The sequence below is a fragment of the Mycobacterium sp. genome (assembly GCF_035274705.1).
Taxonomy (GTDB): domain Bacteria; phylum Actinomycetota; class Actinomycetes; order Mycobacteriales; family Mycobacteriaceae; genus Mycobacterium.
The window spans coordinates 1-12,938 of sequence record NZ_DATENY010000006.1; the positions used below are offsets into that span (position 1 = coordinate 1).

General features: G+C 65.7%; 10 protein-coding genes and 1 pseudogene. 9 read left to right on the forward strand and 2 right to left on the reverse strand.

The window, feature by feature from the left end; all coding sequences use genetic code 11:
* The 3 genes and pseudogenes from VJV41_RS01325 to VJV41_RS01335 form a co-directional block, all read left to right on the forward strand.
* Window positions 1-487, forward strand: a 487-nt coding sequence (locus VJV41_RS01325) for a DUF222 domain-containing protein (protein WP_325330309.1), incomplete at its 5' end; no start/stop codon positions are given.
* Window positions 462-1,852, forward strand: a pseudogene (locus tag VJV41_RS01330) (IS256 family transposase). The gene VJV41_RS01325 and the pseudogene VJV41_RS01330, both read left to right, overlap by 26 nt.
* Window positions 1,853-1,874: 22 nt before the next feature.
* The gene (locus VJV41_RS01335; RefSeq protein WP_414684848.1) at window positions 1,875-2,408 is read left to right on the forward strand and encodes an HNH endonuclease signature motif containing protein; all 534 of its coding nucleotides are present in this window, start codon (window positions 1,875-1,877) and stop codon (window positions 2,406-2,408) included.
* Between the two features lie 288 nt (window positions 2,409-2,696).
* Here VJV41_RS01335 and VJV41_RS01340 read toward each other — a convergent pair whose 3' ends face one another.
* Both VJV41_RS01340 and VJV41_RS01345 read right to left on the reverse strand, forming a co-directional pair.
* A complete protein-coding gene (locus VJV41_RS01340; protein WP_325330311.1) occupies window positions 2,697-3,158 on the reverse strand; it encodes a carboxymuconolactone decarboxylase family protein in 462 nt (153 codons plus the stop codon).
* Between the two features lie 51 nt (window positions 3,159-3,209).
* Entirely contained in the window at window positions 3,210-3,671 is a 462-nt protein-coding gene (locus VJV41_RS01345; RefSeq protein WP_325330313.1) for a carboxymuconolactone decarboxylase family protein, read from the reverse strand.
* 49 nt (window positions 3,672-3,720) lie between these two features.
* Here VJV41_RS01345 and VJV41_RS01350 point away from each other — a divergent pair, with 49 nt between their 5' ends.
* From VJV41_RS01350 to VJV41_RS01375, 6 genes are read left to right on the forward strand one after another with little or no spacing between them, the layout of a single operon-like run.
* Complete coding sequence (locus VJV41_RS01350) at window positions 3,721-5,139, forward strand: PLP-dependent aminotransferase family protein (RefSeq protein WP_414684851.1); 1,419 nt, start codon at window positions 3,721-3,723, stop codon at window positions 5,137-5,139.
* 24 nt (window positions 5,140-5,163) lie between these two features.
* Complete coding sequence (locus VJV41_RS01355) at window positions 5,164-5,562, forward strand: GtrA family protein (RefSeq protein ID WP_325330408.1); 399 nt, start codon at window positions 5,164-5,166, stop codon at window positions 5,560-5,562.
* A 31-nt stretch (window positions 5,563-5,593) separates the two neighbouring features.
* Window positions 5,594-6,994 (forward strand): FAD-binding oxidoreductase, encoded by a 1,401-nt coding sequence (locus VJV41_RS01360; protein WP_325330317.1) that lies wholly within the window; start codon window positions 5,594-5,596, stop codon window positions 6,992-6,994.
* Window positions 6,995-7,777: a decaprenylphospho-beta-D-erythro-pentofuranosid-2-ulose 2-reductase gene (locus tag VJV41_RS01365; RefSeq protein WP_325330319.1), complete on the forward strand. Its 783-nt coding sequence runs from the start codon at window positions 6,995-6,997 to the stop codon at window positions 7,775-7,777.
* A gap of 2 nt (window positions 7,778-7,779) precedes the next feature.
* Window positions 7,780-9,633 carry a galactan 5-O-arabinofuranosyltransferase gene (locus tag VJV41_RS01370; protein ID WP_325330320.1) on the forward strand — a complete coding sequence of 618 codons (1,854 nt, stop codon included), beginning with the start codon at window positions 7,780-7,782 and terminating at the stop codon, window positions 9,631-9,633.
* On the forward strand, window positions 9,633-12,875 hold the full coding sequence (locus VJV41_RS01375) for an arabinosyltransferase domain-containing protein (RefSeq protein ID WP_325330322.1): 3,243 nt from the start codon (window positions 9,633-9,635) through the stop codon (window positions 12,873-12,875). Before VJV41_RS01370 ends, VJV41_RS01375 begins: the two co-directional genes overlap by 1 nt.
* Window positions 12,876-12,938: the final 63 nt, after the last annotated feature.

The window sequence follows — 12,938 nt, forward strand, 5'->3', positions numbered from 1 at the left end:
GTTGAATCGCCGCGAAGTGGTGTCGCGCCGCCATGCTGCTGGTGAACACCGGATCATCAGCCGGCTGGCCGCCGAGGCCGATCCGAAGGCGTTGGGCGGCAAGAACCTGGCCGATGTGTTGGCCACCGCACTGCGCATCTCAACCAAGGACGCCAAAGGCCGCATCACACACGCCGAACTACTGGGGCCGCGCACCGCGATCACCGGTGAACCGCTGCCACCAGAACTGCCCAATGTTGGGGCCGCACAACGACGCGGGGACATCGGTGCCGAACACCTCGCGAGGATCGAGAAGTTCTTTCACGAGCTGCCCCACCGCATCGACTACCCGACCCGCGAGGCCGCCGAGGCCGACCTGGCGCGGGCCGCATCGGGGTTGGGGCCTGAGCAGTTCGGTCAGGCCGCTGACCGGTTGGCGTTGTTGCTCAACCAGGACGGGGACTTGCCCGAGGGCGTGTCAGATGTCTTGTGTAGCTGTGGCTCCTGATGAATTGGAGCAGTATCGATGGATGTGACCACTGACGAGCCGATGTCGGGCGCTGACGCTATGGAGGCGTTGAAGTCCGCGGGTGTGTTCGACGATGTGTTGGCCAAGATCGATGCCGGTCAGTTGCAGTTGACCGGCGAGGGCGGGTTTCTGCCCGAGATGGTCAAAGCCGTTCTGGAGCGCGGGCTGGCCGCTGAGCTCACCGACCACCTGGGCTACGAGAAGGGCGATCCGATCGGGCGTGAACTACCCAATGCTCGCAACGGTTTCACGCCCAAGACCGTGGCCAGCGAGGTCGGGCAGGTGGGGTTGGCGATTCCACGCGACCGCGACGGCAGCTTCACTCCGACGCTGGTCCCCAAGGGCTCACGGCGCCTGGGCGGTCTGGACGACATGATCATCTCGCTTTACGCCGGCGGGATGACCGTGCGCGATATCCAGCATCATCTGGCCACCACGATCGGCACCGAGCTCTCACACGAGACGGTCTCCAAGATCACCGACGCGGTGCTCGAGGAGGTCATTCAGTGGCAGAAACGGCCGCTGGAGGAGCTCTATCCGATCGTCTATCTCGACGCCCTGGTCATCAAGATCCGTGACGGTCACCAGGTCAAGAACCGTGCGGCGCACATCGCCGTCGGTGTCGATCTCGATGGCATCCGCCACGTGCTGGGGATCTGGGTGACGGCCAACGAAGGCGCGAAGTTCTGGGCCGGGGTCTGTGCCGAGCTGGCCAATCGCGGGGTCAAGGACATCCTGATCGTGTGCACCGACGGTTTGAATGGGTTCGCCGAGGCTGTAGAGGCGACGTGGCCACAGGCCACCGTGCAGACCTGCGTGGTGCATCTGATCCGCAATTCCATGCGGTTCGTCTCCTACGGAAAGCGCAAGGAGATCGCGGCTGCGCTGAAGACCATCTACACCGCTCCAACCGCCGACGCCGCAGCCGAGGCGTTCGAGGAGTTCGCTAATTCGGCTCTGGGACAGTCGAATCCGACGACAGTGATCGCCTGGCGTAACGCCTGGGAGCGGTTCATTCCGTTCCTGGCGTTCCCGCCAGATCTGCGGCGGATCATCTACACCACCAACGCGATCGAATCGCTGAACTACCAGTTGCGCAAGATCATCAAGAACCGCGGACACTTTCCCAGTGATCAGGCCGCGGTCAAGCTGCTGTGGCTGGCGATCTGCAACATCGAGGACAAACGCGCTCGAGAACGCCAGAAGTTCTACGACGACCCACTCAAGACCGGAGATCGCTCACGCAACAAGCGCCTCGTCGAGGGAGCACGCACCAACGGCTGGAAACAAGCATTAGGCGCACTGGCCCTGACCTACCCCGAACGAATCAACCCCTACCTGTAAACCAGCCACCTACACAGAAATCTTGACAAGCTCCTGGCTGCGCCCGGTGCCCGCCCCGAAGGACCTGGTCGTCGAGCCGCAGTACCGGCCGTCGGCAGGTTTGGCCCGGTTCATCGGTTGCCGCGATCTGACCTGCAGTTGGCCCGGCTGCGATGCGCCCGCGACGGCATGCGATATCGACCACACCGTGCCCTACCCGCACGGGCCGACTCATCCGTCGAACAACAAGCCGTACTGCCGAATCCATCACCTGTTCAAAACGTTTCACGCCGGCCCCGCGGGCTGGACCGAGATCCAGCTTCCCGACGGCACCATCGTGTGGACCTCACCGCGCGGGCGCACGTATACGACCACACCCCTCGGCGCGCAGTTCTTCCCCCAACTCGCCATACCGACCGGCACGCTGACGCTTGCGAACAGCCCGCCGCCAAGTCCGCATCGCGAACGCGCGATGCCCAAACGAAAACGCACCCGAGCCCAGGACCGCGCCTACCGAGTGGAATACGAACGCGCCCTCACCCGCGCCCGCCACGCCGCCGACCCACCACCCTTTTGAGTCCGCATGGGTATCGCCTCGCTATGCAGCCTGGCCAGCAGTTGGCCCGCCTCTGCCCACGGCACGCATTCAGGTTGCTGCACAACGGTTTCCACACGTGGCCAGCGGGTGCGCCACCTGAGGCCGACCCCCTCAGGCACGGTGTCGAGCGGCGCCAGGAAAGCCGGCGATTGGGCCGCGACCCGCAGGCGGAGTGCCAATGCCCGCGGGTCGGTGCCCGGCCGGTGCAGCTTGTAGACCACGTCGCCGTCGACGACGATCTCTGCACCGGAACGGGTCTGCACCGTCTTACCGATTGGGCAACGGCTTGCGGGTGGTCACGCCGATGCGGTTCCAGGCGTTGATGGTCAACGCCATTGCGATCACTTGACCGAGCTCACGCTCCGAAAATGCCGCAGCCGCACGCGCATACACCTCATCGGACACGTGGCGGCGGGTGAGGTCTGTCATCTCCTCGGTGAGGGCAAGCGCAGCCTGCTCCTGCTCGCTGAAGATGTCCCCGGCTTCCTCCCACGCGGACAGCAGAGCGAGCTTCTGCTCGCTGATCCCGCGCTTGCGCGCATCGGCGCTGTGCATGTCGAGACAGAACGCGCAGTGGTTCATCTGCGACGCCCGAATCTTGATCAGCTCGGCCAGATCCGGGTCGAGGTCCTTGGCCGCCGCGTTGTTCAGCGCGAGCATCGCCTCATAGAGCTCCGGCGATACACGGTCGAGTTTGATGCGGCCAGTCGTGTCGACGGCGGTGGTCATCATGGCTCCTTTTCTACGGCAAGCGGATTCAGTTTTCTACGGCAAGCGGATTCAGCGGCGTGGCGGTTGGGAGCGAACAGTCACGTTGATGCGGTTCCACGCGTTGATGGTGATCGCCATCGCGATGACCTGACCCAGCTCTTGATCAGTGAACACCTCGGCGGCCCGGGCGTACACATCGTCTGAGACGTGTCCGTTGCCGAGGTCGGTGACGGCCTCGGTGAGCGCCAGCGCGGCCTGCTCACGCTCGGTGAACAAGCCGCCCGCCTCTTCCCACGCCGCCAGGACGTCGAGCTTCTGCTCGCTCACGCCATGCTTGCGGGCGTCACGCACATGCATGTCGAGGCAGAACGCGCAGTGGTTCATTTGCGATGCCCGGATCTTGATCAGCTCTGCCAGTTCGGCATCAATCCCCTTGTTCGCGGCATTGCCCAACGCCATCATCGCGTCGTAAAGCTCTGGCGTCGTCTTGTAGAGCTTGAGGCGGGTCTGTGTCTCCAGTGTTTGCGTCATGCCAACAACGCTAATCATCAAAGTCCCATCAGCATGGTTCAATTCGACTGTGGATTCGTGGGCCAATCCGGGCAGCCGTGACCTCCACCTTGATCTGCCTGGGACCATCACGCCGCGCGTCCGGGGAGCCCGGGACCTGCTGCTCACCGCGCTGCGCGACGCCGCACGCTCGGGGCGGCTCGCCCCCGGAACCATGCTTCCGCCGTCTCGCACTCTTGCCGCCGACCTCGGATTGGCCCGTAACACCGTCGCCGACGCCTATGCCGAGCTCGTCGCGGAGGGTTGGCTCGCGTCGCGCCAAGGTGCTGGCACGTGGGTGGTCAACGTCAGCGGGAACTCAGTCCCCGCAACGCCCCGCGGTGTGCGAGTGGTTCCCACCCACGACCTGATGCCCGGCACGCCCGATGTGTCGGAGTTTCCCCGCACGGCGTGGCTGGCCGCGGCCCGTCGAGCTCTGACCAACGCGCCGACCGAGGCGCTGCGGATGGGTGACCCGCGCGGTCGGCCCGAACTTCGCAACGCGCTCACCGAATACCTCGCCCGAGCCCGCGGCGTGCGAACGTCGCCTGATGCAACAGTGATCTGTTCCGGCGTTCGCCACGCCGTCGAGCTCCTTGCTCGCGCACTCGGCTGCAACCGTCCAATCGCCGTAGAGGCTTACGGGCTGTTCATCTTTCGCGACGCTCTCGCAGCGCTCGGTGCGCCGACTGTGCCAATCGGCGTAGACGACCGCGGCGCGGTGGTGGCCGACCTCGATCAGGTCGACGCGTCGGCGGTACTGCTCACCCCGGCCCATCACAACCCGTTGGGGATGCCGCTGCATCCGTCCCGGCGCACCGCCGTCGTCGAATGGGCGCAGCGCACCGGAGGGTTCGTTTTCGATGATGACTACGACGGCGAATTCCGTTTCGACCGCCAGGCCGTCGGCGCGCTTCAGTCGCTGTGCCCGGACCGCGTCGCATACCTCGGCTCGACCAGTAAGAGCCTGACGCAGACGCTGCGGCTCGGCTGGATGGTGCTGCCCGAGGAGCTTGTAGACCCGGTCATCGAGGCGGCAGGCGGACAACAGTTCCACGTCGACGCGATCGCTCAGCTGACCATGGCCGAGTTCATCGCCAGCGGCCAGTACGACCGCCACATCCGCCGGATGCGTGCGCGCTACCGTCGCCGCCGCGACACACTCGTCGACGCGCTGGCGGGTTTCGACGTCGGCATCAGCGGTCTGTCCGCCGGGTTGAACATGCTGTTGGCCCTGCCCGACAGAAGCGAACGCGAGGTGCTGCAGCGGGCAGGAGAGGCCGGTCTCGCATTGCAGGGCCTGTCGCTGATGCGCCATCCGCTCGCCGGACCGGAGATGCCAGCGCCCGACGGCATCATCGTCGGCTTCGCCGCGTCCCCCGAGCATGCGTTCACCCGAGCGGTCGAGGCTCTCTGCGGGGTACTGAGGGCCAGCGGCCTGGGTGGCTAAGCTGCCCGGGTGGCCGAGCCCCCGATGTCGCCGAACCTGAGCCTCAAGACGCAGGCGTGGCGATTCATCGTCACCGGCGGCTTCTCGGCGATCGTCGACTTCGGCCTCTACGTGCTCCTCTACAAGGGCGCGGGCCTGCAGGTCGACCTCGCCAAGGCGATCAGCTTCATCGTCGGAACCATCACGGCGTACCTGATCAATCGACGATGGACGTTCCAAGCAGAACCCAGCACCGCCCGGTTCATCGCCGTCATGGCGCTTTACGCCGTGACCTTCGCTGTGCAGGTCGGACTCAATCATTTCTGCCTGCACCTGCTCGACTACAAGGCGTGGGCCGTGGCCGTGGCCTTTGTCATCGCCCAGGGCACCGCCACTGTGATCAACTTCATCGTCCAGCGGACGGTCATATTCCGGCTGCGCTGAGCCCCCAGCGCCAGGCGGTACCCTCGTCACGATGTTTGAGAGCCTTCCGACGACTTCGCGTGCCCTGACCGGCTTCGGGCGCACCGCACCATCCGTCGCCCAAGTTCTCACCACACCCGACGTCCAACTGATCGCCAAAGCCGTCCGCCAAGCTGCCGACGCCAACGCCTCAAGTCCGTCGTACCTGCGTCGCGGAATACTGGCCCGAGGGCTTGGCCGTTCGTACGGCGACCAGGCGCAGAACGGTGGCGGCCTCGTTGTCGACATGACCGCGCTGAACAAGATCCACTCGGTGAGCGCCGATTCAGCGATCGCCGACGTCGACGCCGGCGTCAGCCTGGATCAGCTGATGAAGGCCGCACTTCCATTCGGCCTGTGGGTTCCCGTGCTCCCTGGCACTCGCCAGGTCACCATCGGCGGCGCCATCGCCTCCGACATCCACGGCAAGAACCACCACAGCGCGGGTAGCTTCGGCAATCACGTGCAGTCGATGGACCTGCTGATGGCCGACGGTGAAGTTCGCACGATCACGCCGGACGGGCCCGAGAGCGAATTGTTCTGGGCCACCGTAGGAGGAAACGGCCTCACAGGCATCGTGGTGCGCGCCAGCATCGCGATGACTCGCACCGAAACCGCCTACTTCATCGCCGACGGCGTCGCCACCAAGGACCTCGACGAGACAGTTGCCGTGCACCTCGACGGCAGCGAGGACAAATACACGTACTCCAGCGCCTGGTTCGACCTCATCAGCCCTCCGCCGAAGCTCGGCCGGGCCGCGGTCAGCAGAGGCAGCCTCGCGACATTGGATCAGCTTCCCCCGAAGCTGGCCAGGAATCCGCTGAAATTCGATGCGCCGCAACTGCTGACGGTTCCGAACATCTTCCCCGTCAGCGCCATGAACAAGTTGTCGTTCATGGCGATCGGCGAAATCTACTACAGGCTCGGTGGAACCTACACCGGCAAAATCATGAACTTGTCGCAGTTCTACCACATGCTGGACCTGGTCAGCGGATGGAACAATGCTTATGGCCCAGCGGGTTTCGCGCAACACCAGTTCCTGGTTCCGCCCGATGCGCTCGAGGAGTTCAAGGCCATCATCCGGTGGATCCAAACCCGCGGTCACTACTCGGCGCTGAACGTCTTCAAACTGTTCGGCCCGGGCAATCGCGCGCCGCTCAGCTTCCCCATGGCCGGGTGGAACGTCGCCATGGACTTCCCCAACAAGCCTGGGGTCAACGAATTCCTCAACGAACTCGATGACCGCGTCATGGAGTTCGGCGGACGGGTTTACACCGCGAAGGACTCGCGAGTCAGTGCGGCGAGGTTCCACAAGATGTATCCCCGAATCGACGAGTGGATTGCCGTGCGCCGCAAGGTCGATCCCAACGGTGTCTTTGCATCCGACATGGCCCGACGCTTGGAGCTGCTGTAAATGGTTCTCGACGCCACCGGTAACCCCCAGACCATCCTGCTGCTCGGCGGCACGTCCGAGATCGGGCTGGCGATCTGCGAGCGATATTTGCGCAATGCCTCGGCACGCATCGTGCTAGCTGAACTCCCGGACCATCCGGGGCGTGACGCCGCCGTTGCGCAGATGAAGGCGGCCGGGGCCAAATCCGTCGAGGTGATCGACTTCGACGCCGTCGACACCGAAAGCCATCCCAAGGTGATCGACGCCGCCTTCGCAGGCGGGGACGTCGACGTCGCCATCGTGGCATTCGGTCTACTTGGGAACGCCGAAGAGCTATGGCAGAACCAGCGCAAGGCCGTGCAGATCGCCGAGATCAATTACACCGCAGCGGTTTCGGTCGGCGTGCTGCTCGGCGAGAAGATGAAAGCACAGGGCTACGGCCAGATCATCGCGATGAGCTCGGCCGCCGGTGAACGGGTGCGACGCTCCAACTTCGTCTACGGCTCCACCAAGGCCGGCCTCGACGGCTTCTACCTCGGTCTCGGGGAAGCCTTGCGCGAGTTCGGCGTTCGAGTGCTCGTCATCCGGCCCGGCCAGGTGCGCACCCGCACGACCCTCGAGCATTGGAAGTCCACGGGCACAAAGGAAGCGCCGTTCACCGTCGACAAGGAGTACGTCGCCGAACTGGCGGTCACGGCTTCGGCCAAAGGCAAGGAACTGGTATGGGCGCCGGGAGCGTTCAGATACGTGATGATGGTGTTGCGGCACATCCCGCGCCCCATCTTCCGCAAGCTCCCCATCTAGCGATGCGTGGCGCGCTGGCCGTGATCGGCCAGATGGCGGTCGTCGTCGTCGTGGCGGTGGTGGTCGCGGTCGTGGCCCTTGTCGCGATCTCGCGGGTGGAGTGGCCTGCCTACAACTCGTCAAATCAGTTGCATGCATTGACGACCGTCGGCCAATTCGGCTGCCTTGCAGGGCTGCTCGCCTCCGGTTGGATCTGGCGGCGGGGACGCCGCACCCTCGCCAAGGGCGGCGCGCTGCTGTTCCTGTCCGCATTCTCCGTCGTGACACTCGCGATGCCGTTGGGCGCGACGAAGCTCTACCTGTTCGGCATTTCGGTCGACCAACAGTTCCGCACCGAATACCTGACGCGGCTCGCCGACAGCGCCGCGCTGCACGACATGACGTACTACGGTCTGCCGCCGTACTACCCGTCGGGCTGGTTCTGGATCGGCGGCCGGCTCGCGGATCTGACCGGAATGCCCGCCTGGGAGATGTTCAAGCCGTGGGCGATCATTTCCATCACGATCGCGGTGCTGCTGGCTTTCGTGTTGTGGGCCAGCATGGTTCGGTTCGAATACGCGCTTATCGTGTCGACCGCCACCGCCGCGGCCACGCTGGCCTACTCACCCACCGAGCCTTACGCGGCGATCATCGCTGTGCTCCTCCCGCCGGTGTTCGTGCTCGCGTGGTCAGGATTACGAGGCGCGACCCGAAACGGCGGCTGGCCCGCGGTCACCGGCGTCGGTGTCTTCCTCGGCGTCGCCGCGCTGTTCTACACGCTGCTGCTGGCCTATGCCGCGTTCACGGTGACGGTCATGGCGGTCCTGCTTGCCGTTGCGCGCAAGCGCCTCGAGCCCCTGCTAAGACTGGCGGTGATCGCCGCGATCGCCGTCGCCATCGCGCTCGTCACCTGGCTGCCGTGGCTGCTCACCGCTCTGCGCGGTTCACCTGCCGGCTCGGGAACCGCGTTTCACTATCTACCGTCGGCCGGAGCACAACTCGAATTCCCGATGCTGCACTTCACATTGCTCGGCGCGCTGTGCATGGTCGGCGCGCTGTGGCTCGTGGTGCGCGCCCGCAGTTCCACCCGCGCCGGTGCACTGACCATCGCGGTGCTCGCGGTGTACGCCTGGTCGCTGCTCTCCATGCTGACGACGCTGGTCGGCACCACCCTGCTGTCGTTCCGGCTTCAGCCGACGCTGACCATTCTGCTGACCGCGGCGGGCACATTCGGCTTCATCGAAGCCACCCTCGCGATCGCCCGCCGCTATCAACCCGAAACCGGCCGTCGCGTCGTCGCGGCCGCCGCCACCCTCGGCGCGATCGGCGCGCTCACCTTCAGCCAAGACATCCCCGACGTGCTGCGCTCCGACATCGTCGTCGCCTACACCGACACCGACGGCTACGGCCAGCGCGCCGACCGTCGGCCACCCGGCGCAGAGCAGTATTACCGCGAGATCGACGCAAAGATCCGTGACGTCACCGGGCAGCCGCGCAACCAGACCGTCGTCCTCACCGCCGACTACAGCTTCCTGTCGTACTACCCCTATTACGGGTTCCAGGGACTGACGTCGCACTACGCCAACCCACTGGCGCAATTCGACGAAAGAGCCGCCGCAATCGAAAGCTGGGCCACACTGACGACCGCCGACCAGTTCATCGCGGCGCTGGACAAGCTGCCTTGGAAGCCGCCGACCGCGTTTCTGATGCGCCGCGGCGCCAACGACAACTACACGCTGCGCCTGGCGTCCGACGTCTATCCGAACCAACCCAACGTCAAGCGCTACCACGTGCCGCTCGACGCCAAGCTGTTCGACGACCCGAGGTTCGACGTCTCGACCGTCGGGCCATTCGTGCTCGCGATCCGAAAGCCCTGATGGCCACCGAAGCGCCGCCGCAAGCAGGCCAATTACCATCAAGCCCCGTGACCGCTGCGGGCAACCATCGCACCGCGCGACTCATCGCCATCGTGGCCGGGCTGCTCGGGGCGGCGCTGGCCATCGCCACGCCGCTACTACCCGTCACGCAGACCACCGCACAGCTGAACTGGCCGCAGAACGGCGTGCTGCAGAGCGTCAACGCGCCGCTGATCGGATATGTCGCCACCGATCTCACGATCACCGTGCCGTGCAGCGCAGCCGCGGGGCTGGCCGGGCCGGGCAAGACCGTGCTGCTGTCGACGGTGCCGAAGCAGGCCCCGAAGGCCGTCGACCGCGGACTTCTCATCGAACGGGTCAACAACGACCTCCTCGTCATCGTCCGCAACACCCCGGTGGTCAGCGCACCGCTGGACCAGGTGCTCAGCCCCGCATGCCAGCGGCTGACATTCACCGCGCACGCCGACAAGGTCACCGGTGAATTCGTCGGCCTGGTCAAGGGCCGTGATTCCGACGCCCCGGGTAAACCGTTGCGCGGTGAGCGCAGTGGATACGACTTCCGGCCGCAGATCGTCGGCGTCTTCACCGACCTCTCCGGCCCAGCCCCGCCCGGCCTTCAGTTCTCGGCCACCATCGATTCCCGCTACAGCAGTTCACCGACATGGGCGAAGATGCTCGCGATGATCGTCGGAGTGGCCATGACGGTCATCGCGCTCGGCGCCCTTCATGTGCTCGACGCCGCCGACGGCATCCGGCACCGCCGCTTCCTACCGCCGCGCTGGTGGTCGATGACTCCACTGGACGGCTTGGTGACCGCCGTGTTGGTGTGGTGGCATTTCGTCGGCGCCAACACCGCAGACGACGGCTACATCCTCACCATGGCCCGCGTCTCGGAACACGCCGGCTACATGGCCAACTACTACCGCTGGTTCGGCACTCCGGAATCACCGTTCGGCTGGTACTACGACCTGCTCGCGTTGTGGGCACACGTCAGCACCAACAGCGCCTGGGTGCGGCTGCCAACCCTGGTGATGGCGCTGACGTGTTGGTGGCTGATCAGCCGCGAAGTGATACCGCGACTCGGACGTTCCGTGAAGCACAGTCGCGCGGCGGCATGGACGGCGGCCGGCATGTTCCTGGCGTTCTGGCTGCCGCTGAACAACGGCCTGCGCCCGGAACCGATTATCGCCCTTGGCATTCTGCTGACCTGGTGCTCGGTTGAGCGTGGCGTGGCCACCAGCCGGCTGTTGCCCGTCGCGATCGCGATCATCATCGGCGCGCTGACGCTGTTCTCAGGACCGACGGGTGTTGCGGCCGTCGGCGCGCTGCTTGTTGCCATCGGACCGCTGAAAACCATTGTGGCCGCGCATACCTCGCGGTTCGGGTATCTGGCACTGCTGGCGCCGATTCTGGCCGCCTGCACGGTGACGATCATCTTGATCTTCCGCGACCAGACGCTGATCGGCGAATTGCAGGCCTCTACGTTCAAATCGGCCGTCGGCCCGAGCCTGAGCTGGTTCGACGAGCACATCCGCTACGAGCGGTTGTTCACCACCAGCCCGGACGGCTCGGTGGCGCGCCGGTTCGCGGTGCTGACCCTGCTGCTCGCGTTGGCGGTATCGGTGGCAATGTCGTTGCGCAAGGGCAGGATTCCCGGCACCGCATTGGGGCCGAGCCGCCGCATCGTCGGCATCACCATCATCTCCTTCCTTGCGATGATGTTCACTCCGACCAAGTGGACACACCACTTCGGTGTGTTTGCCGGGCTGGCCGGTTCGCTCGGCGCGTTGGCCGCGGTCGCCGTTACCTCGGCCGCGATGAAGTCTCGGCGCAACAGGGCGGTGTTCGCCGCCGCGGTGCTTTTCGTGATGGCGTTGGCGTTCGCGACCGTCAACGGCTGGTGGTACGTCTCGAACTTCGGCGTCCCGTGGTCGAATCAGTTCCCTGAGTGGCATTTCGGCTTCACCACATTCCTGCTGGGCCTCTCGATCGTCGCCCTGCTGGTGGCGGCGTGGTTCCACTTCTCCGGCCGCGACGATTCGCCGCCCACCCGCCATAGATGGCAGCGAATCGTCCAGTCGCCCTTGGCAATTGCCGCGTGGGCGCTGGTCTTCTTCGAAGTCCTGTCCCTGACGCTGGCGATGATCGACCAGTACCCGGCGTGGAGCGTGGGCCGTTCGAACCTCGACGCCGTGGCAGGTAAGACGTGCGGGCTCGCGAACGACGTCATGGTCGAACAAGACCCCAACGCCGGATTCCTGCCTCCGGTCGGTGTGCCGGTCGCCGACGCGCTCGGCTTCGTCACCGCAGAAGGCTTCGGCCCCAACGGCATTCCCAGCGACGTCTCGGCCGACCCGGTCATGGAGAACCCCGGCGCGACCAACTTCGCCGACACCGAGACCGGCACCGTCAGCGCGAACGAAGCCGGAACTGAGGGCGGCACCACAGCTGCCGCGGGCGTGAATGGCTCACGGGCCCGACTGCCCTACAACCTCGATCCCGCCCGCACACCGGTGATGGGGAGCTGGCGCAGCGGGACCCAGCAGCCGGCGGTGCTGCGCTCGGCGTGGTACCGGCTGCCGCCGCGTGATCAGGCGGGCCCGCTGCTGGTGGTGTCCGCGGCCGGGCGCTTCGACCCGGGTGAGGTCGTCGTGCAGTGGGCCAACGATGAACAGGCAGCCAAGGGTGAGCCGGCCGGCGGCATCGGGTTCGCCGACGTCGGCTCCGCCCCGGCCTGGCGCAATCTGCGGGCACCGCTGGCCGCGATACCGCGCGAGGCCACGCAGGTGCGGCTGGTCGCCACCGACGACGACCTCAACCCGCAGCACTGGATCGCGATCACCGCACCGCGCATCCCCGCGCTACGCACGCTGCAGGACGTCGTCGGATCGCAGCAGCCGGTGCTGCTGGACTGGCTGGTCGGCCTGGCGTTCCCGTGCCAGCGCCCGTTCGGGCATCAGAACGGCGTGGTCGAGGTGCCGAAGTGGCGCATCCTGCCCGACCGGTTCGGCGCGGAGGCCAACTCACCGGTGATGGACAACATCGGCGGCGGTCCGCTCGGCATCACCGAGCTTCTGCTGCGGCCCACCACCGTGCCCACCTATCTGAAGGACGACTGGTTCCGCGACTGGGGCGCGCTTCAGCAGCTCACGCCGTACTACCCGAACGCGCAGCCGGCACGGCTGGATCTCGGTTCGGCAACTCGTAGCGGACTCTGGAGCCCGGCGCCGCTGCGCCATTGAGTTTTGTCCGCATCCTCCTCCGGGCCATCCCGGCCTGGCATCGTCACCGGACGTAACTCCGTC

Bases quoted from the DNA above. Each gene is read 5' to 3' on its own strand.
- VJV41_RS01360 (WP_325330317.1), top strand. From the start codon at position 5,594: ATGTTTGAGAGCCTTCCGACGACTTCGCGTGCCCTGACCGGCTTCGGG.
- VJV41_RS01370 (WP_325330320.1), top strand. From the start codon at position 7,780: ATGCGTGGCGCGCTGGCCGTGATCGGCCAGATGGCGGTCGTCGTCGTC.
- VJV41_RS01355 (WP_325330408.1), top strand. From the start codon at position 5,164: ATGTCGCCGAACCTGAGCCTCAAGACGCAGGCGTGGCGATTCATCGTC.
- VJV41_RS01375 (WP_325330322.1), top strand. From the start codon at position 9,633: ATGGCCACCGAAGCGCCGCCGCAAGCAGGCCAATTACCATCAAGCCCC.
- VJV41_RS01345 (WP_325330313.1), bottom strand. From the start codon at position 3,671: ATGACGCAAACACTGGAGACACAGACCCGCCTCAAGCTCTACAAGACG.
- VJV41_RS01340 (WP_325330311.1), bottom strand. From the start codon at position 3,158: ATGACCACCGCCGTCGACACGACTGGCCGCATCAAACTCGACCGTGTA.
- VJV41_RS01365 (WP_325330319.1), top strand. From the start codon at position 6,995: ATGGTTCTCGACGCCACCGGTAACCCCCAGACCATCCTGCTGCTCGGC.